This window comes from Bacillus cereus group sp. MYBK95-2, from assembly GCF_051915225.1.
GTDB lineage: Bacteria > Bacillota > Bacilli > Bacillales > Bacillaceae_G > Bacillus_A > Bacillus_A cereus.
The window spans coordinates 30,981-51,281 of the sequence record NZ_JBQAEH010000004.1 but is presented as its reverse complement, the minus strand read 5'-3'; the positions used below and the strand labels follow the sequence as shown (position 1 = coordinate 51,281).

Here is a 20,301-nt window from a genome sequence, read left to right as displayed (position 1 = left end):
TATTGACTTATATGGAAAATGGGTGTATTTTTGACTCAGGTAAAGTATTTTTACCTAGACCAACTTTTTAAATAGAAAGGAGGTAATGTTATGTCTTCATTTCAATTGCCAAAGCTTTCATATGACTATGATGAACTAGAGCCACATATTGATAGCAATACACTTTCCATTCATCATGGAAAGCACCATGCGACATACGTAAACAATTTAAATGCTACTTTAGAAAATTATACTGAATTACATAATAAATCTTTAGAAGAATTGCTATGTAATTTAGATACTTTACCGAAGGAAATTGTTACAGCTGTACGAAATAACGGTGGCGGTCACTATTGTCATAGTCTTTTTTGGGAAGTGATGAGCCCACGAGGTGGCGGTGAGCCTAATGGAGACGTTGCAAAAGTAATTGATTATTATTTCAATACCTTTGACAACTTAAAAGATCAACTTTCCAAAGCAGCTATTAGTCGTTTTGGAAGTGGCTATGGATGGCTTGTTCTTGACGGTGAGGAACTCTCTGTTATGAGTACACCAAATCAAGATACGCCTTTGCAAGAAGGGAAAATCCCCTTACTCGTAATTGATGTATGGGAACATGCTTATTATTTAAAGTATCAAAATAGGCGCCCAGAGTTTGTTACCAACTGGTGGCATACAGTAAACTGGGACCAAGTAAACGAGAAGTATTTACAAGCAATTCAATCACAAAAACATTAGTCGTACGTATAAGGTAAATTTGGTAATGTAAAATCAGTATTGTCGAAATCCTCCAGAATCCCCCGGATTGCCACCGGGGGATTTATGATTACTTCATTGTATTTATATAATGTTTTAAAACATTTTTCATTTCTAGTTTCAGCTCTCGGAACAAAAATCCGAATTCACGAGCCTTTCCATTATGTAATGTACAGTTAGTTACCTCATTATAAGGAGCTATATTTTCCCCAGCTTTCTGAATGAGTGCTTTTATTCCTGTCTTCTCTTCTATGAAATGAATAATTTCTTCCGTAGAAACTACCCCGTTACTACAGGCGTTAATTGGCCCTTTCACATTTTCCATTCCGCACCAAGCTAGAAACTCTCCTGCCTCTTTTTCATGTATAAATGACAAAGTTCCATCTACATGATCCACAACGATAGGTTTTTGGTTCACAATACATTCAACGTAAAATTGTAACCTTTTCGTATAATCGTTTTCTCCAATAACAACTGGAAAACGAACTGCAACAACTGGGAATGTTGCTTGTTGAAATACAACGGCTTCAGCTAATCTCTTTCCTTCACCATAATTGAAGTCATTCCTATCTCCATACGCGATTGCATAATCGTACGGATTAAAGTCTTCTTCTGATAAGCTTAGGGCAGGTTCATAGACGGCCATTGAAGATGTCATAACATATTTCTTCGTTTTCCCTCGTAACACTTCACATGTTATCTTCGCTGCATTCGAGCTATAGCATAAATTATCGTATACAATATCATAACTTTTTCCTTCTAGACACTTTTCTAGTAGCTTTCCATCTTCTCTATCAATAATTATTCTTTTTACTGCGCTACCAAAAGAATCTTCAGTAACTCCCCTCGTCGCAATCGTTACATCGTGCCCCTCTTGCAAAAGTGCTTCTACTAAATGTTTACCAAAAAATCTTGTTCCCCCTAGCGCCAATACTTTTTTCAACTTCATCATCCCCATTTTAGCAAATTGTAAAATACTACCTCTCTATTATAAGTGCCAACATATAAAAAGCATGGAATTCGTTTAACGATTCCATGCTTTTCTACAGAAAATATATTAACGTACTCGATATTTATAAATACAATAACAGAAGTACAAAATAGAAATTACTGATACATAAACCCATAGTTCATATACAAATCCCTCTCCCCACACTCCCATAAAATAAAAGAGTGAAGGTAAAGTCAATGTTACCCATGATTGTACGAAGGCAATCCTTCCAAGATATTGATTAATGTTCTTCTTTTGTGTATTTAATACAAAGAATAAATACCAAAGTAATGCCCACATAAACCACGTTAACGCATTAACAACATCATGGAATTGAACAAATGAAACAACCATATAGAATAAGGCTATAATTGCTACCCAAATACAAAACCATCCTAGACCACTACTATCCATTCCTTTTATAAAAGTAACACCTACATATAAATAAGTTAATCCAAATAAGAAAGTAGCCGCATATGAATACACTGTCCAATTGCTTTGGTCAGAAATCATGATCAAATAAAACGGAATAATAATTTGTAGTGCACCCACAAATAAATTAAAAACACCCGCACTTTTCATCTCTGCTTTCCCTAATATAACAAGACTATTTAAAAATAAAGCTGCCCCTGAAAGTAATAATCCTACATAACCCATATATATTCGTGTGAAAATCTTTACCTTTCACACTTTTAACCTCCCCACACTATAAAGTGATACTTATATTATTTTTCTTCCCATTTAAAACTACATACATAATTTTTCATTCAAATAAGTCAGACCTCCTACCTCAAAAAGGAGCGAACTTAAAACGCTTTCAATAATAAATAATCCTATTAAAACATGAACTAGGATTCCTTGATTATAAACGGACTCTATCAATGATACAAGTGTTGGAATACTTTTCAATAATACGCTTTCAATTTCTATAAAAAATTAATAAAATAATACATTCCTCTATCTCATTCTACTACCTTCTAGCATAAGATATTGTAAAATCACATCATTTAAAACAGCGAACGCTCTTTTCTAGGTTCGCTAATAAAATTAATAAAAAATGACCTCTTGCTTTTATGCAAAGGTCATTTTTTTATATTCATCATTAAACTTCTAAATAGCCATTTTTATTATTTGATTGCCATTTCCAAGAATCTGCACACATTTCTTCTAATCCGCGTGTTGCCTCCCAGCCTAATTCACGCTTTGCTTTCGATGCATCAGCAAAACATACTGCCACATCACCTGGGCGACGCTCTGTAATTTTATAAGGAACTTTCTTACCCGAAACTTTTTCAAACGCTTCAACCATCTCTAGTACACTATAGCCCATACCTGTTCCCAGGTTATAAGCATCTACTCCCGTTGTACTCAGTACTTTCTCAAGCGCCTTTACGTGACCATTTGCTAAGTCCACAACATGGATGTAATCACGGACTCCTGTTCCATCTTTCGTTGGATAGTCATTTCCGAATACGCTTAATTCTTTTAACTTACCTACCGCTACTTGCGTTACATATGGCATTAAGTTATTTGGGATTCCATTTGGATCTTCTCCGATACGCCCACTTTCGTGTGCACCAAATGGATTGAAATAGCGAAGTAATGCGATACTCCATTCTGCATCTGCAAATGCTACATCACGCATAACTTGCTCAATCATTAATTTCGTTTGACCATATGGATTTGTTGCACTTAATGGAAACTCCTCCGTAATCGGTGACGTTTCCGGGATACCATATACAGTTGCAGATGAACTAAAGATTATCTTCTTTACATTATGTTTCTGCATTACTTCACATAGCACTAACGTGCTTGTAATGTTGTTATGATAATATGTTAATGGAATCGCTACTGACTCCCCTACAGCTTTAAATCCTGCAAAGTGAATAACTGCTTCAATTGCATTTTCTTCAAAAATTGCGTCAAGCGCTTCGCGATTTAAAACATCTTCTTTATAAAACTTAAATTGTTTTCCTGTTATTTCTTTCACTCGATTTATAGATTCTACCGAGCTATTCGAAAGATTATCCACTACTATAACTTCGTAACCGCTATTTAGTAATTCTACACATGTATGACTACCAATATATCCTGCTCCACCTGTTACAAGTATTGCCATAATTATAGTCCTCCATATTTCATTCATTATAAACTTCTCAAAGTATATCACATATTTCTTATCCTATGTTTAACATGCGAACACAGAAACTTACATTTTATCCCATAATAAATTTATAACATATACGATTCTAATCAGGTAATAAAAAAAAGCCACATAATTTTTATTATGTGGCTTTTTTTTATTAAATTACATAACAATATACACTTAGAAAATGCGCAAGACTACCTAATAATACAAAAACATGAAAAATTTCATGATGCCCCATATATTTAAACTCTAACCATTTTGGCTTTGTTCCATAAATAAATCCACCAATTGTATAAAAAATGCCCCCAAGTACTAAGAAAATAATGCCTCCTGTACTTAAATTCTCAGCTAACGGTGCAAAGAATAACACAATTAACCAACCCATCGTAATATAAATTGCTGTCGATAACCATCTTGGACAATTAAACCAAAACATTTTAAATACAATGCCACAAATCGCAGTTGCATAGACTAAACAAAATAATAGTAAACCACTTGCTGAATTTAATGTAATTAAGCAAAAGGGTGCATATGTACCTGCAATTAATATAAAAATCATAGAATGATCTAGCTTCCTAAAGAAGTAAATAACACGTTCATTGGCCACAACACTATGATACACAGCTGACGCCGTATAAAGGACCATCATTCCAATACCAAACAAAATAACAGCTGTAATTGCAGCAAATGATGGCATCTTGATAGAAACTTTCACAAGCATAGCTAATAAGGCAATAAATGATAATATTGCTCCACCTAAGTGAGTAAATGCATTAACCGGTTCCCTTACATAAGTATTCATAATAACACCCCTCATATAATTACATGTAGTTTTGATAACTACATGTAATTATATACACATTTCTTTTTAAGGTCAACATTTACAATTCATTTGTTTCGTAATACCATATTTAAAGATATATTAAACATTAAGTTCCACTAAGTTATAAAAGTGAGGGATTCTACGTGGAAAATATAAATGAATTACTTGAGACATTGCATTTAGAAAAAAACATTAAACTTGAGGATATTCCAAATGTTGACTTATATGTAGATCAAGTTGTTCAACTATTTGAGAATACTTATGCAGATACAACGAGAACTGATGATGAAAAAGTATTAACTAAAACCATGATTAATAATTACGCAAAAGGAAAACTATTCATCCCCATCAAAAATAAAAAGTATTCAAAAGAGCATATGATTTTAATTAGCCTAATTTATCAATTAAAGGGAGCTCTCTCCATTAACGATATAAAAAGTTCATTAGAAACTATAAATGACTCCTTATTAAATGATGATTCATTCGAATTAAATACGTTATACAAAAATTATCTTGCTCTTACTGAAAGCAATGTCGAAAGCTTTAAACAAGACGTAAATAACCGTGTTACAGAAGTAAATGAGATTTCTTCCTTAGAAGATACAAAGCTAGAAAAATTTCTACTACTAACATCCTTCGTGACTATGAGTAATATGTATAGACGTTTAGCGGAGCAACTAGTGGATGATTTAAAAGAATCATAAATAAAAAACTATCCACCTATTAAAGTGGATAGTTTTTTATTTACTTAATTGCTTCATGAACTTTTAGTTGTTTCCCTTTAATCGTTGTAGTCTTCATGACTTTCAAGACGAGTGGTCCTTTTCCATTTAATATTTCAACATAAGAAACATTATCTTGTATCGTAATAATACCTATATCTTCTGCTGTAACACCTTTAATTTTAGCAATTGTACCGACGAAATCTACCGCCCTAATTTTCTTTTTCTTCCCGCCATTAAAGTACAGCTTCATAATGCCTTTGTTGATGTCTGCATTTTTATCTTTCTTTATAATTGGTTTAGCATGTAGCTTTTCTTCAAATGCAGCTTTCTCTTTCATAACTTCTTCTTTTGAAGGTCCAATTGCCTTTGGAATTTCAAATCCAATATACTCCTCAATCTCTTCTAAAAATCTATTTTCATATGGTGTTATAAATGTAATAGCTTTTCCACTATTTCCAGCTCGTCCCGTTCTTCCAGTACGATGTACATAGCTTTCTTTTTCAAGTGGAATATCATAATTAATAACATGTGTAATATTATCAATATCAATTCCTCTCGCAGCTACATCTGTTGCTACTAAATAACGGAATTTTCCTTTTCTAAAATCATCCATGACTTCAAAACGATCTTCTTGTACCATACCACCATGTATTTTGTCACAGGGATAGTTAGCTCGTTTTAATTGTCTATATACATGATCTACATTTTCTTGTGTACGGCAGAAAATAATACAGCTATCAGGATTCTCAATCGTTGTTACATCTTTAAGTAGTGAAAGCTTCTCGTCTTCTATCACCTCAAAAAGAGTATGTTCAATTTTATCCGTCGTAATCCCAGCCGCTTTAATTTCAATATGAGTTGGTGAATTCATATATGTACGAGACAATTTCTCAACATCTTCTGGAAGTGTTGCTGAAAATAACATCGTCATTCTTTTTGTAGGTAATTCATCAATAATTGCCTCTACTTGATCGATAAAGCCCATATTTAGCATCTCATCTGCTTCATCAATAACTAAATACTTCAAACACTCTAAAGAAAGGGTACCCTTCTCAATATGATCCAACACACGACCAGGAGTCCCAACTACAATATGTGTCTTTTGCTTTAATTCTAATTTTTGACGTGCAAATGGAGATTTCCCATAAACTGCCGCAGCCTTAATCCTTTTGAATCGACCTATATTTGTAATATCTTCTTTTACCTGTACCGCAAGCTCTCTCGTTGGTGTTAAAACTAATGCTTGTGGTTTATTCTCTTCCCACTCCACCATTTCACAAAGTGGAATACCAAATGAAGCTGTTTTTCCACTTCCAGTCTGGGACTTCACAACAAGATCCTTCTTTTGTAATGCAACTGGAATAACCTCACCTTGTACTTCTGTTGGATGATCATACCCTAACCCAGTAAGTGCCCTTACAATTTCCTTACTTAATTTATAATCAGAAAAACTTTTTTTACTCATATATTAACCTCATTTTATTCTGTATTATTTTCTTTTTTATCTTTTGTATACGTTACTATCACCCTACTTATTATACTTGAAACCTCACATAAAAGGTGAATCATGCCAGATTCATCTTTTTATATAGAAATAAACCTTTTCATTTCATATATTGTTCAACTACTTGATAACATCTTTTGCTCGTATTGTTAGCATTAACCTTTTTATAGTATCCTACATCCAATCAAAAAAATAAAAAGAATACATACAACCTTGTATAATTATCTTAATTTTTCAACCCTTCCCATAAACGAACAATAAAAACAAAAAAATGTTTTAAATTCGTTTTTAACGTTTTTTTTCAGATGTAAAATCTACTTTTTTAAAAAATGTTAAGAAATCCTTTGACTTCTTAATAAAAATAATGTAAATTATCATATGGACGAACATTTTTGATTAATAAAAATAAAATATTCGTATTTTAGGGGTGTAAATGATGGAAAACGTATTTGACTATGAAGATATTCAATTAATTCCTGCAAAATGTATTGTAAATAGCCGCTCTGAATGTGATACAACTGTCACTTTAGGAAAACATAAATTTAAATTACCTGTCGTGCCTGCAAATATGCAAACGATTATTGATGAAAGAATTGCAACTTATTTAGCTGAGAACAACTACTTTTATATCATGCATCGTTTCCAACCAGAGAAACGAATCTCATTCATTAGAGATATGCAATCACGTGGATTAATCGCTTCTATCAGCGTTGGTGTAAAAGAGGACGAATATGAATTCGTACAACAATTAGCTGCTGAGCAACTTACACCTGAATATATCACGATTGATATCGCACACGGTCATTCTAATGCTGTGATCAACATGATTCAACATATTAAAAAACATTTACCAGAGAGCTTCGTTATCGCTGGAAACGTTGGAACTCCAGAAGCGGTAAGAGAATTAGAAAATGCTGGTGCCGATGCAACAAAAGTTGGTATTGGACCTGGTAAAGTTTGTATTACTAAAATTAAAACAGGCTTCGGAACTGGTGGTTGGCAGCTAGCTGCACTTCGCTGGTGTGCAAAAGCTGCAAGTAAGCCAATTATCGCTGATGGTGGTATTCGTACACACGGCGACGTAGCTAAATCTATTCGCTTTGGGGCAACTATGGTCATGATCGGTTCTCTATTTGCTGGTCACGAAGAGTCTCCAGGGGAAACAATTGAAAGAGATGGAAAACTTTATAAAGAATACTTCGGTTCTGCTTCTGAATTCCAAAAGGGTGAGAAGAAAAACGTTGAAGGTAAGAAAATGTTCGTTGAGCATAAAGGTTCTTTAGAAGATACGTTAATCGAAATGGAACAAGATCTTCAATCTTCTATCTCTTACGCTGGCGGAACAAAATTAGACGCTATTCGTACTGTAGATTATGTTGTCGTGAAAAACTCGATTTTCAATGGTGACAAAGTATATTAATTCTTAAATTAACTCGAAGGACAAGCATTTTCATGCTTGTCCTTCTTTTTTGTATATGAAAATGTAAAATATTTTAATTTAACTGAATTTTCTAGTATTATGTGTTTAGATAGTCTTAATAAGGGGGAGATACGACTTGAAAAATGTAATAGAAAATCGCCTTAATCGCGCAGAGGTACCCGCTGAACTAACATGGGATTTATCCGATTTGTATAATTCTGATGCCGAATGGCATACTGCATTAAACGCATTGGAAAATGATATACAGAAACTTGATTCATTTAAAGGGCATTTACATACTAGCTCCCACACTTTATTAAATTGCCTACTTTTAGAAGAAGAGCTTTTAATGACGTTAACAAAACTGTACTCATATGCAAATTTAAAAGAAGCTACTGATCGTACAAATCCAAGTATTCAAGCGAACTCTTCCAAAATTTCTGCTTTATGGACGAAAGTACATACTGCACTATCCTTTATTCATAATGAAATCCTCTCATTCGACGAAGGAACAATTGAAAGATGTTTAACTGAAGAAACAAAACTCGAACCTTTCCGTAAATCTTTACTAGAAATACTACAAAAAAGACAGCACACACTCTCTCCTGAAACAGAAGAAGCACTTGCTGCACTTGGCGAAGTTCATAGTTCTCCATACAAAATTTACGGCATGACTAAATTGGCCGATATGGATTTCACTTCTATACAAGACGAACAAGGAAACGAACTTCCTGTTTCATTCTCATTATTTGAAAGCAAATATGAATTTTCTCCAAGCACATATATACGTCGAAAAGCATATTCATCATTTGTTTCCACACTAAAACGATATAAAAATACAATTGCCACAACATATGCTACTGAAGTAAAAAAACAAGTAACACTTTCTCGTTTACGTAAATATGAATCCGTTACTCATATGCTATTAGAACCACAAAAGGTTCCACTTGAAATGTATAACAACCAACTTGATATTATTTATAAAGAACTAGCACCTCATATGCGCCGTTTTGCAGATTTAAAAAAGAGAGTATTAGGACTCGATCAAATGCTTTTCTGCGACTTACATGCACCTTTAGATCCCGAATTTAATCCGGCGATTACTTATGAAGAAGCAGGCACGCTCATTCAAGATTCTTTAAAAGTATTAGGCGATGAATATAGTTCCATAATCCAAAAAGGATTCAAAGAAAGATGGGTAGATCTTGCAGATAACGTAGGCAAATCAACAGGGGCATTTTGCTCAATTCCATACGGCTCTCATCCCTATATTTTAATTACATGGCAAAATACGATGCGTGGATGCTTTACATTAGCACATGAATTTGGACATGCTGGTCATTTCTATTTAGCAAATAAAAACCAACGTATCATGAACGTACGCCCATCTATGTACTTTGTTGAAGCACCATCAACCATGAATGAATTACTATTAGCTCAGCATTTACTAGCGACTACTGACGAAAAGAGAATGCGCAGATGGGTCATTCTACAACTACTTGGCACATATTATCACAACTTTGTTACTCATTTACTTGAGGGTGAATATCAACGTAGAGTATATGCTCTAGCAGAAAAAGGACAGGCCCTTACAGCTACAACTTTAACTGAAATTAAAACAAATGTCCTTTCCACATTCTGGGGAGATTCTGTAGAAATCGATGAAGGTGCGGGCTTAACTTGGATGCGTCAGCCTCATTATTATATGGGTCTATATGCTTATACATATTCCGCAGGCCTCACTGCATCCACTGCAGTAGCTCAAATGATTAAAGAGGAAGGACAACCTGCTATTGATCGCTGGTTAGATGTGCTTCGTGCTGGTGGTACAATGAAACCACTTGAACTAATGAAACATGCCGGAGTAGATATGTCAAAACCAGATACAATCCGTAAAGCTGTTTCTTACGTTGGTTCATTAATTGATGAATTAGAGCATTCTTATCAAGAATAAAAAAATAAGCCCTCGCTTTAATGAGGGCTTATTTCATATTTACTTCCCAAAACGTTTGCGATATCCACATTTCCTACAAAGTTCTTCAACCGCAACTCTTTTCGAAAATCCATCGACAATGTTTGTTGCCCTTTCACCTTCAATAATGTTAGAAAATGAATCATTATTAATATTCCCAAGGTTAATAATCCCTTCACCATCTAAACAACAAGGAATAACTGTTCCATTCGCTAAAATACCCGCTTGATTACGAAGTCCATGACAGAATCCTTTCCCATCATCCTCTTCCTCATGTAATGCTGGCCACTGGAATTCATAGTCTTGATTAATAAAGACACGTTCTGCAATTTTTATACCTTTTCCTGGTGTAAGCTTCTCTTCAATTTGATAAGATAGATCAAATTCATTTTCAATTATAGATAATAACTCTCTATTTTTCTGGATTTCAGCATTTGTTTTATTATCCTGAGTTAAATTCCATAACCTTAACGATACAATTAAATCTGATTGACTTGTCGCTTCCCTAATGAAGGAAAGTATACTCCTTACATAGCCCTCTTTATCTTGCGAACCTGGATGTCCATCAAAACTATGCAGTGAAAAATTCATTTGTCTTAACGCAGGCTTATTTAACAGCCTATGTCTTCTCTTATTAATTAACGTTCCGTTCGTTGTAATATTAACTTTAAATCCTTTTTCATGACTTAAGTCTAATAGTTGATCTATTTTCGGGTGGAGCAACGGCTCACCCTTCACGTGCAAATAAATGTAGTCTGTGTGAGGTTTAATTTGGTCTAATCTTTTAGCAAAATCCTCCACAGAAATGAATTGCTTCTGCCTTTCCGTCGGCGGACAAAAGCTACACGCAAGATTACATACACTCGTAATCTCCAAGTAAAACTTCTTAAACTTCTTCACCTTTAATTCCTCACTTCTCTAACTACTTATACTTTTTCCTCTTCATATTACAGCATATTTTTATGGAAATAGAAACATACTTATTTTAGGAAATCTACATACCATCTAATAATATTTAAAAGACCATCGGTAATTTTTGTCCAATGGTCTTTTTATCCTTTTATATACAAAGAATAAATTTATTTATGATACGGTTCATCGTAACTATTCTAAATAAGGTTATTTTTTATTATTTTCATAATTAAATTTAACAAAAAAGGTAGTGCCTTCCGATCCTGTTTGAATTTCTATTTTTGCATTATGGCGGGCAGCAATGGCATAACATACACCTAACCCCAATCCAGTTCCATTATCTTTGGTCGTGTAAAACGGCGTACCCAGTTTCTCTAATACTTCAGGCCTGATACCTTTTCCTTGATCCCGCACTGCAAGCACCACACAATTTTGACCTTCCTTGTAAGTGCTAATGGTTAGAACTTTCCCTGTATTCATCGCTTCTAAGCCATTACGATATAGATTCATTAATAATTGCCGTATCTCATTACGATTTAAAAGTAATTCTGGAATGTCATTTGTATCGACTTGAATATATTTATTTTGATTGTACGTATCAATCTTTATTAAAGGAATAATATCGCGGATAATTGAATTTAAATCTAACATCTGCAAATCCAATTTCCTTGTATTACCCATTGAGAGAAATTCAGTAATAATAGAATTGGCACGGTTAAGTTCTTCAATCATTAAATAAAAGTACTTATTATGTTTCTCATAGGTATTCTCTTCTTTTAATAACTGTAAAAATCCCAGTACTGTTGTCATTGGATTTCTAATTTCATGGCTGATACCTGCTGCCATTTGCCCTATTAAATCTATATTGGATAATCTTTTCAATTCCTGTTCATATTTCTTTTTTTCCGTTATGTTTTTAAAAATACAACAAATACCATCATCATATGGGTATGCAATAACTTCGTGCCAATATTCATCTGCAGTAGAAAGAAATTCGAAATGAACTGTAGTTCGCTCTGACATCGCACGATGAAATTCCTTATACATAACTGTGTCAATTTCACTCGGGAAAACATTCCATATATTCTTTCCTAATACATCTTTTGCTGTTTTTCTTTGCGGAAAATATTGGTGCTTATTTACGTACGTAAATTCCCATTTATTATTTAAAATAAAAAATCCATCCGTAATACATTCAATCACACTTGTAACTTTTTCATTAGCAGCAGCTAACTCTCTCGTTCGCTCTTCCACTATGCTCTCTAGTTGATCCATATACAACAAATTCGAAAACGTAGGGGCTGTGGCATCAACGATAGATTTTGCTAGTTGAAGTTGGGAATCATCATAATTGTGAGCTTTTCCTTCTTTGCCAACGACGATTACCCCTAATACTTCTCCCATTGAAACCAATGGAATCATCAATAGACCCTTACTATCTATATTTTTTGTTTGAATAACCTCTTGGATCTTGGCTTCATAGCTTTTCTCTGTCCAATCCGCTTCTGTCCAATGACAGTCCTTACTTAATTTCGTTGTTTTAATTGTTGTTTTGTCTAGCGGATCTAGAAGATGAGCAGTCATATTTTTACTCTCTAAAATCTGTTCTAGGTAAAAAAAGCATTTATCAAAACTCTCCTGTATCGAGGAACACATCGATAAATCACGTGTAACATTTAGTAACAGTTGTTTCTCAGCAATAAGGTTTTCCTTTTGTTTTAAATTATTTGCGTTTTGAATTGCAACCGCAGCCATATTTACATAAGCTTCAACACTTTGAATTTCTGAATCTGTTAAGTTCATCGGAATTCCATAATCAAATAAAAAAACCAGACCAAATAACTCTTGCCCAAATGAGATAGGCAGAGCTAATAAGGACTTAATTTTGAATGCATTAACCGGTCTCGGATCTGGTCGATGATCCTTTGAGGTATCAGGAATATAGATGGTTCTTTTCGTTTCAATAACTTCTTTTGCCAGTAAGTCTATTTCAGGATCAATTACTTGAGTATCGAGCGTTACACCATTTATAGTCTCTGGTTTTCCTGCAAACCCTCTAAATGTTCCATCTTCCTGGGGTAAATAAATTCCAACAGCGTCGCACCTAACAATCTCCTCTGATATCGCCATTGTCACACGCTGCAATACGTCACGTAGTTCTAATTTCGTATTTATTATTTTTGTTATATTCGCGAGCCTAGAATATCTCGTCTGATCACTTACCATTCACATAGCCTCCAGTTATAGGCATAATAAAATAAATATGATAATATCAGTGTTTTATATAGAATACATTACTTATGATACGGTTCTCCACGATTAATCCGAAACGCTCTATACACTTGCTCAAGCAACACTAATCGCATTAATTGGTGTGGTAACGTCATCTTTGAAAAAGAAAGTGATTCGTTTGAACGCTTCATCACTTCTGAACTTAGTCCGAGTGATCCACCAATTACAAATGCGACTTTACTCTTTCCGTATGTAGCAAGGCGATCTAGACTTATCGCGAATTCTTCTGATGACTTTTGCTTTCCTTCTATAGCTAATGCAATCACATGCGTGTCATCCGAAATTTTATCCAGTATACGTATACCTTCTTTTTCCTTTACAATTAACATTTCTGCTTCACTTAAATTTTCTGGCGCCTTTTCATCAGGCAATTCAATTACTTCTACTTTTGCGTATGCAGATAATCGTTTTAAGTATTCTGCTATACCTTGTTTCAAATATTTTTCTTTTAATTTCCCAATTGAAATAATCGAGATATTCACACGTATCCTCCACCTTACAAACATGTTATCCACAAAACTTATCCACATATCCACAAATACTACCCACATATTGTGTGAGAATCTGTGTTCGATACAACATATGTCGCCTCATTTTGACAAAATTCACATGTTTTTTTCTCTTTTTTCGAGTTATCCACATTGTTGATAACTGGCGCAACTTCACACTCATCCACAATAATATCTAACGCTAATTCAACATGCTCTAAACAACAAGGTAAATTCATTTTCTTCACCTCACTTTTCTACAATAGAAAACAGGAGGTAGGCCCTCCTGTTTTTAATACTTTTGAATGCCTAATTTCACTGTTGTTGTTACTCTTTTTGTGCCACGATAAAACGTAAGAGTCATTTTATCATTAATTTCCTTATCATATAAGGCCGTACGGAATCCAATAATATCGCGAATCGGTTTTCCATCTACCGCCACAATAACATCATGTTCTCTTAAACCAGCATCCGCACCTGGCGAAGGACTTTTCACATCCAAAATACAAACTCCCTCTGTTACAGTACCTGGTAAATGTAATGTTTTTGACCAATAATAGTTTGGAATTTCATTTAATGACCTAAGTTCAATCCCAACATATGGTCTTCTTACTTTTCCATACTTCTCAAGTTCATTCATAATCGGAACAGCTCTAGTCACCGGAATAGCAAGGCCGATTCCTTCTACTTCTTTTGCAGCAATTTTCATTGAATTAATACCAATTAATTGTCCTGCTGCATTTACAAGCGCACCGCCACTATTCCCGGGATTAATCGCTGCATCTGTTTGTAACACTTCTACTTGCCAATCATAATGTCCATCTTGATCTAAATCTACAGGGACAATACGTTCATTAGCTGAAATAATGCCTTGTGTAACTGTTCCAGAAAATTGCAGTCCAAGCGGGTTTCCAATCGCAATAACTGGCTCTCCTCTGCGAACAGTATTAGAATCGCCAATTTCAATTATTTTTTTCACATGCTTTGCATCTATTTCTAATACAGCTAAGTCTGTGACTACATCGGTTCCTAATACTTTTCCAGGAACCTTCTTACCGTCACTTAGACTTACTTCAATACGATTCGCTCCAGCTACAACATGATTATTCGTTACAATATAAGCTTGACCATCTGTCTTTTTATAAATTACTCCTGATCCTGTACCGGCCTCTGAATCTGCCTCTGAAAAGTTATCTCGTTGAATGTTAATAACACCCACAACAGCTTCAGATGCACGATCAACAGCATCTACAAAGCTAATCTGTTTAATCCCTTGAGCTTCGGCCATATTACTTCCGCTTGCTTCAGCTTGCGGAAGAGTATCAGCAGAATTTGAAAATAAAGGCGCTCCAAACGCGAATAAAGAAGCTCCTACAATTGTTCCCGCTATACTAGAAAGAACTATACCTTTGTGCTTCTTTTTTCCTGCACGTTTCATACGATAATTTTCTTCATCAATAAAGGACATATTTGTTCACCTATCTTCCTGAAAACAACTATATTCACCTTTATTGTTTACTAAAATGAAGAATTATACGTATTGAATTTTTGTAGGCATTTTTGGATCTGTATCGTGAATTTCAAAGGATTCACCCACTCCAAATCCTTTTTCCTCTAGTACTTGTGATACTGACATACGCGCTAGTTCTTTCATGTTATTATCTAAGCTTAAATGGGCTAAATAAATATGCTTTGTCTCATCTGTAATTACATCTGCCATCGCTAATGCAGCATCCTCATTACAAACATGCCCAACGTCACTTAAAATACGTCGTTTAATGCTCCATGGATAACGTCCCATACGAAGCATTTCTACATCATGATTACTTTCAAATACGAAAGCATTAGCTCCCTTAATAACGCCTTTCATACGGTCACTTACGTATCCCGTATCTGTAATAAGCGCTAACTTCCTATTATTGTTATGGAAAGCATAAAACATCGGTTCTGCCGCATCATGAGAAACTCCAAATGACTCGACTTCAATATCACCAAAGGTTTTCACATCACCAACTGAGAAAATAAACTTTTGTTCAGTTGGGATATTTCCTATTAAATGTTCCATTGCATTCCATGTTTTCTCATTCGCATAAACAGGTAAATCATATTTACGTGCCAGTACACCTAAACCTTTAATATGATCACTATGCTCATGCGTTACAAGAATACCTGATACATCATTTATATTCAGTTCTGCTTGTTTAAATAAAGCCTCTGTTGCTTTACCACTTAAACCTGCGTCGACTAGTAATTTTTTTTCATCGGTTCCTACGTATAGCATATTTCCTGTACTTCCACTTGCAAGTACGCTAAAATGCAACCCCATTCTTTCTCACTCCAGTATGTTCATCAACCACTTGATTTTCCTTTTCTCCTAATTCCATAACTTGTCCTTCAATTGCATTCACAAAGAAGTCCTGCTTCTGCTCCGTTTTCAAATTCCACGTTGGAGCCAGTACTTGGTTATTAGAAGTAGATGCGGTAAGAGTGGCATAACCAATTTGTGCTTCTTTAACATGCGTATTTCCATGAATTTTATTTTTTAAATACAAATTTTCTAAAGCTGTTTGAGCCGTAATAATTTCTTGCTCTTTCGTTTTTTCACCTTCGCCCATTTCTTTTAAATCAGTTAGCATTGTCTGCGTATATGAAACAAGTTCATTTTTTTCATTTAATTCCACAACAATCATCGCCTGATTATTATAGAAAATAGGCTTATCTTTATATTTTTGGAAGAAATAAATTTTAGAGTCTTTCACCGCTCCAAATTCATACTTTTGTCCATCCAATACATAGTTCTTCAAAAATTCATTATACTTATCTTTTGATAATGATTTCGTATTTAAAAAAGGCTCTTTTAGCTTACTTTCTATCTTGTACATATTTTGTATATGCACTGTTTGATTTTTCAAAGACTGTATATCTTCTTCTTTAAAGGCTTTATTTTCTGCTCTAATAAATGACTCTTTTTTCGGTTCTTTAGGGATATTTCCCATCGTAATTTTGTTTGCTTTTAATTCTTGATCTATCTTTGTTTCTGCAATAAGCTCCAATTGATTACTATCTTGCTTTTGAATGAATTGGAAAATGAGAAAGAGGTCCAAAACAAAAAAGGTCACAATAAATATGGTTTTAATCCGATCCCAATCCATTTAGTCCTCCCTCACTCCACTCATAGATTTTCTGTTTACCTGTTTCATCTTCAATAAGCTTTACATACCAAATTGGTTGTAATCGAACTACTTGTCCATCTAGTGATAACTTGTATCCAATACCAATATCCTTAATTACTTGTTTCTTTATCTCTGGATTATTTTCTAGGGATGCTATTACAACATGCCCTGACGGAAGAGTAACCTTCTGTTCTATACCTTTAGTATTTAAAGACAGCAACGGTCTTTCATATTCCATTACTTCTTCTGATCCCCATATTTGTCTCAATTCAGCTAATCCATCTTCATTGAATACTGAATATCCATCTTCATTTAAACGAAATACTGTCTCTCCTTTATTCATATAGTCCAAACGATATGAATCCAAACTTCCACTGTGACCACTTACGAATTCAAAGCTTTTTTGTAAAAGCATTAAATTATCTATCGTTTTCTCAGTTAAGACAGAAGAGTTTTTATACTTTAGCATGTGACGATCGTTTTCAATTTCCATGGATCTAATACCATCTGTAAATGTTTCTTTTGACATCTCGGTAATCGGACTTAAATAACGAGGATCACTAAACAGAGCATTCTTAAACGTATCAACTGCTAAATTAGATGAAATATATGTTATATTGTTTAACTCTGTCGTTCCATCTGGTAAAAATAACTTTTTCATATCATTAAGTTGATAATCAAAATAAGGCTTTGCTGATACTATAAATTGATTTTGGGCATTTACAATATCTTTTAAATACACGCCACTTAATTTTGCCTCGTATATTTTAAAGTTATCACCATCAGAAACAAAGTTAATTTTAATTTCTTGATCCTTACTTCGAGAAGGATCGAGGAGAATACGGTTAAAATGTTTAGGCTTATCTGTACTCTTCTCTTTCATGTTAAACATGGATTTTACTGCATCAAATGGGATATCGGTAGGGAAAACAAGTTCAACTTTCCCTTCACCATGCACATATGAAAGGAAATCACCCTTAGTGATTGATATCTCTTTAAAATCATGTAGTTCCCCTACTTCCAGAGGCTTATAGATTGATTCTATATCTGCCTCTCTTCTGCTCCCATAATGATTTTTATCTTTATGCACGATGATAGAAGTAGGACGGACAACATCGGAAATTTTAGTTTGGTTCATTCCTTCATTTCCCTGCACAAATTTCGCGTTTTGCATGGATGTAGAATCTGGCACATACGTCCATAGGTTAAAAGTAAGAAATAGGCTAATTACAACTAGGTTAATTAAAACTATTGTTTTAAAGTTTTCCATACTCATTCCCAATCGTCCTCTTCATCTGCTGCCATTGGTAACGTGAAATAAATAGTTGTCCCTTTTCCTTCTTCACTCTTCGCCCAAATAGAGCCACCATGTGCCTCAATCATTTCTTTTGCAATTGCTAATCCAAGCCCAGTACCACCCATTTGTCTTGAACGAGCTTTATCTACGCGATAAAAACGTTCAAAGATTTTATCAACGTTTTCTTTTGGAATACCCATTCCTTGGTCACTTACACTAATTTCTAATAAATCACCGCGATCACGTAAACGATATGTTACTGTTCCACCTTCTGGTGAATACTTTAATGCGTTAGAAATAATGTTATACAGCACTTGAGTAATTTTGTCAGTATCCATATCAATAAATCTAGATTTCTTAGAGAAAGATCGTTTGAAACTTACATTTTGCTCTTTAGACATTTCAAAGCGATCAATAATATTATTAAAGAAATCAGTAAAGTCGACCCATTCTTTCATTAAACGATGCTCTGTACTATCAAGTTTAGATAGCTGTAACAACGCATTTACAAGTCTAATCATTCTTTCTGTTTCTTCTTGTGTAACCGTTAAAAATTGTGGTGCAATATTTGGATCCTGCCATGCTCCATCTGTAAGTGCCTCTAAATAACTGCGCATCGTCGTTAATGGCGTCCTTAATTCATGAGAGACATTCGCCACAAACTCACGGCGTTCCCGTTCTATACGCTCCTGCTCTGTTACATCATATAGTACAGCAATTAAGCCGTTTGCCTTCCCTGTTTCTTTTTGAATAACAGAGAAACTAGCACGTAAAATATATGGTTCGTTTCTCGTACTAAAATCTAATAAAACAGAATCTGGCTCTTCATATAAATGATCGAGCGTAAATTCTTCCTGTATCCCTAATACTTCTAAAACAGATTGATCGAGCGCTGTTTCACGAGAAACATTTAACATCTTTTCCGCAGGATCATTTAGTAAAATAATATCCCCTTTTCGGTCAGTAGCAATTACTCCATCTGTCATATGTGATAAAACAGATGATAATTTACGCCTTTCACTTTCTGTAGAAGAACGAGCTTGTTGTAATTTTTTTGATAAATTATTGAAGGATAATGCCAGTTGTCCAATTTCATCATGGCTATGCACTTTTACTTTTCTCGAATAATTTCCTTTTGCCATTTCGATTGCTTGTCTCCGCATATCTGAAATTGGTCTTGTAATTGTTTGAGCCAATAAAATCCCAAGTACGGCCGTTACTAATAAAGCAATTACTGTTCCCGTAGCAAAAATTTGATTTATATCCTTCATTTGTTTATATACATCTTCCATAGATGCCACAATGTAAATAACACCAAGCGCATCCTTACCGTTATCATCTAGAATCGGAGTAAGCATAACTTGAACACGATGACCTGTACTACCATCCTTCTCAATTTTCACTTCCGGCTTTTTTTGTACTAACACTCGCTGAACAGCTATATCAGTTGATGTTCGATTCACCTTATTCTGCTTTGATTCATCTGAAATAGCCAGTAACTTTCTGTGCGAATCAAATACACTTACCTCTTGTATAACTTTCTTCTGATCAGAGGCAAATTTTCGAATTGAAGTTTTAATCGTTTCATCTGTTGACTCTGTTTCTGCTTTTGTATAACTTTTTTTAAACTCTTGCTTCAAATTATATGATAATAAGTTTGTTTGCTGCGTTAAAGAATCCCTAAAACCTTGTACTAAGCTCTTCTCTAATTCCCTTACGAAATATACTCCAATAACTTGCATCGCTATTAATATTAATAGCATATATATAAGCACAAATTTTAAATGAATAGATTGAAAAAAACCAACTTTCTTCATATA

General features: G+C 34.3%; 18 protein-coding genes. 4 read left to right on the top strand and 14 right to left on the bottom strand.

Annotated elements, in window-relative coordinates; genetic code table 11:
• The first annotated feature begins 90 nt into the window (after window positions 1–90).
• A complete protein-coding gene (gene sodA, locus ACTFN4_RS14880; protein WP_000094042.1) occupies window positions 91–717 on the top strand; it encodes a superoxide dismutase [Mn] in 627 nt (208 codons plus the stop codon).
• An 88-nt stretch (window positions 718–805) separates the two neighbouring features.
• Here the strand turns inward: sodA and ACTFN4_RS14875 are convergent, their stop codons facing one another.
• The 4 genes from ACTFN4_RS14875 to trhA all read right to left on the bottom strand — a co-directional run bounded on the left by ACTFN4_RS14875 (window position 806) and on the right by trhA (window position 4,677).
• Complete coding sequence (locus tag ACTFN4_RS14875; protein ID WP_410989381.1) at window positions 806–1,693, bottom strand: NAD-dependent epimerase/dehydratase family protein; 888 nt, start codon at window positions 1,691–1,693, stop codon at window positions 806–808.
• 99 nt (window positions 1,694–1,792) lie between these two features.
• On the bottom strand, window positions 1,793–2,383 hold the full coding sequence (locus tag ACTFN4_RS14870; protein ID WP_000542569.1) for an AmiS/UreI family transporter: 591 nt from the start codon (window positions 2,381–2,383) through the stop codon (window positions 1,793–1,795).
• Between the two features lie 445 nt (window positions 2,384–2,828).
• The gene (gene galE / locus ACTFN4_RS14865; protein ID WP_439962498.1) at window positions 2,829–3,845 is read right to left on the bottom strand and encodes a UDP-glucose 4-epimerase GalE; all 1,017 of its coding nucleotides are present in this window, start codon (window positions 3,843–3,845) and stop codon (window positions 2,829–2,831) included.
• A gap of 184 nt (window positions 3,846–4,029) precedes the next feature.
• Window positions 4,030–4,677, bottom strand: a complete 648-nt coding sequence (gene trhA / locus ACTFN4_RS14860) for a PAQR family membrane homeostasis protein TrhA (RefSeq protein ID WP_001099728.1) — start codon at window positions 4,675–4,677, stop codon at window positions 4,030–4,032.
• A gap of 164 nt (window positions 4,678–4,841) precedes the next feature.
• On the opposite strand from trhA, the gene ACTFN4_RS14855 reads away from it, so the two are divergent.
• Window positions 4,842–5,402: a DUF1836 domain-containing protein gene (locus ACTFN4_RS14855; RefSeq protein ID WP_000427879.1), complete on the top strand. Its 561-nt coding sequence runs from the start codon at window positions 4,842–4,844 to the stop codon at window positions 5,400–5,402.
• A gap of 40 nt (window positions 5,403–5,442) precedes the next feature.
• Here the strand turns inward: ACTFN4_RS14855 and ACTFN4_RS14850 are convergent, their stop codons facing one another.
• Window positions 5,443–6,888, bottom strand: a complete 1,446-nt coding sequence (locus ACTFN4_RS14850; RefSeq protein WP_000039351.1) for a DEAD/DEAH box helicase — start codon at window positions 6,886–6,888, stop codon at window positions 5,443–5,445.
• Window positions 6,889–7,363: 475 nt separating this feature from the next.
• Between ACTFN4_RS14850 and guaC the strand changes: the two genes are divergently transcribed.
• Together guaC and pepF are read left to right on the top strand one after the other, a co-directional pair.
• On the top strand, window positions 7,364–8,347 hold the full coding sequence (gene guaC / locus ACTFN4_RS14845; RefSeq protein ID WP_000432447.1) for a GMP reductase: 984 nt from the start codon (window positions 7,364–7,366) through the stop codon (window positions 8,345–8,347).
• Between the two features lie 136 nt (window positions 8,348–8,483).
• Entirely contained in the window at window positions 8,484–10,301 is a 1,818-nt protein-coding gene (gene pepF / locus ACTFN4_RS14840) for an oligoendopeptidase F (RefSeq protein WP_439962497.1), read from the top strand.
• A 39-nt stretch (window positions 10,302–10,340) separates the two neighbouring features.
• Here pepF and ACTFN4_RS14835 read toward each other — a convergent pair whose 3' ends face one another.
• The 9 genes from ACTFN4_RS14835 to walK form a co-directional block, all read right to left on the bottom strand.
• Window positions 10,341–11,219 carry a radical SAM/SPASM domain-containing protein gene (locus ACTFN4_RS14835; protein ID WP_000713633.1) on the bottom strand — a complete coding sequence of 293 codons (879 nt, stop codon included), beginning with the start codon at window positions 11,217–11,219 and terminating at the stop codon, window positions 10,341–10,343.
• Between the two features lie 219 nt (window positions 11,220–11,438).
• Window positions 11,439–13,457 carry a GAF domain-containing sensor histidine kinase gene (locus tag ACTFN4_RS14830; RefSeq protein ID WP_000253115.1) on the bottom strand — a complete coding sequence of 673 codons (2,019 nt, stop codon included), beginning with the start codon at window positions 13,455–13,457 and terminating at the stop codon, window positions 11,439–11,441.
• Between the two features lie 68 nt (window positions 13,458–13,525).
• The gene (gene rlmH / locus ACTFN4_RS14825) at window positions 13,526–14,005 is read right to left on the bottom strand and encodes a 23S rRNA (pseudouridine(1915)-N(3))-methyltransferase RlmH (RefSeq protein ID WP_001027000.1); all 480 of its coding nucleotides are present in this window, start codon (window positions 14,003–14,005) and stop codon (window positions 13,526–13,528) included.
• A gap of 59 nt (window positions 14,006–14,064) precedes the next feature.
• Window positions 14,065–14,250, bottom strand: coding sequence for a CxxH/CxxC protein (locus tag ACTFN4_RS14820; RefSeq protein ID WP_002183021.1), 186 nt, complete (start codon window positions 14,248–14,250; stop codon window positions 14,065–14,067).
• Between the two features lie 53 nt (window positions 14,251–14,303).
• Window positions 14,304–15,479 (bottom strand): S1C family serine protease, encoded by a 1,176-nt coding sequence (locus tag ACTFN4_RS14815; protein ID WP_000008031.1) that lies wholly within the window; start codon window positions 15,477–15,479, stop codon window positions 14,304–14,306.
• 63 nt (window positions 15,480–15,542) lie between these two features.
• On the bottom strand, window positions 15,543–16,337 hold the full coding sequence (locus tag ACTFN4_RS14810) for an MBL fold metallo-hydrolase (protein WP_000522837.1): 795 nt from the start codon (window positions 16,335–16,337) through the stop codon (window positions 15,543–15,545).
• On the bottom strand, window positions 16,321–17,163 hold the full coding sequence (locus ACTFN4_RS14805) for a two-component system regulatory protein YycI (protein WP_000383740.1): 843 nt from the start codon (window positions 17,161–17,163) through the stop codon (window positions 16,321–16,323). Before ACTFN4_RS14805 ends, ACTFN4_RS14810 begins: the two co-directional genes overlap by 17 nt.
• Complete coding sequence (locus ACTFN4_RS14800; RefSeq protein ID WP_439962496.1) at window positions 17,144–18,460, bottom strand: YycH family regulatory protein; 1,317 nt, start codon at window positions 18,458–18,460, stop codon at window positions 17,144–17,146. Before ACTFN4_RS14800 ends, ACTFN4_RS14805 begins: the two co-directional genes overlap by 20 nt.
• Window positions 18,457–20,298: a cell wall metabolism sensor histidine kinase WalK gene (walK, locus tag ACTFN4_RS14795; protein WP_000755367.1), complete on the bottom strand. Its 1,842-nt coding sequence runs from the start codon at window positions 20,296–20,298 to the stop codon at window positions 18,457–18,459. The genes ACTFN4_RS14800 and walK overlap by 4 nt, the downstream gene beginning before the upstream one ends.
• Window positions 20,299–20,301 lie beyond the last annotated feature (3 nt).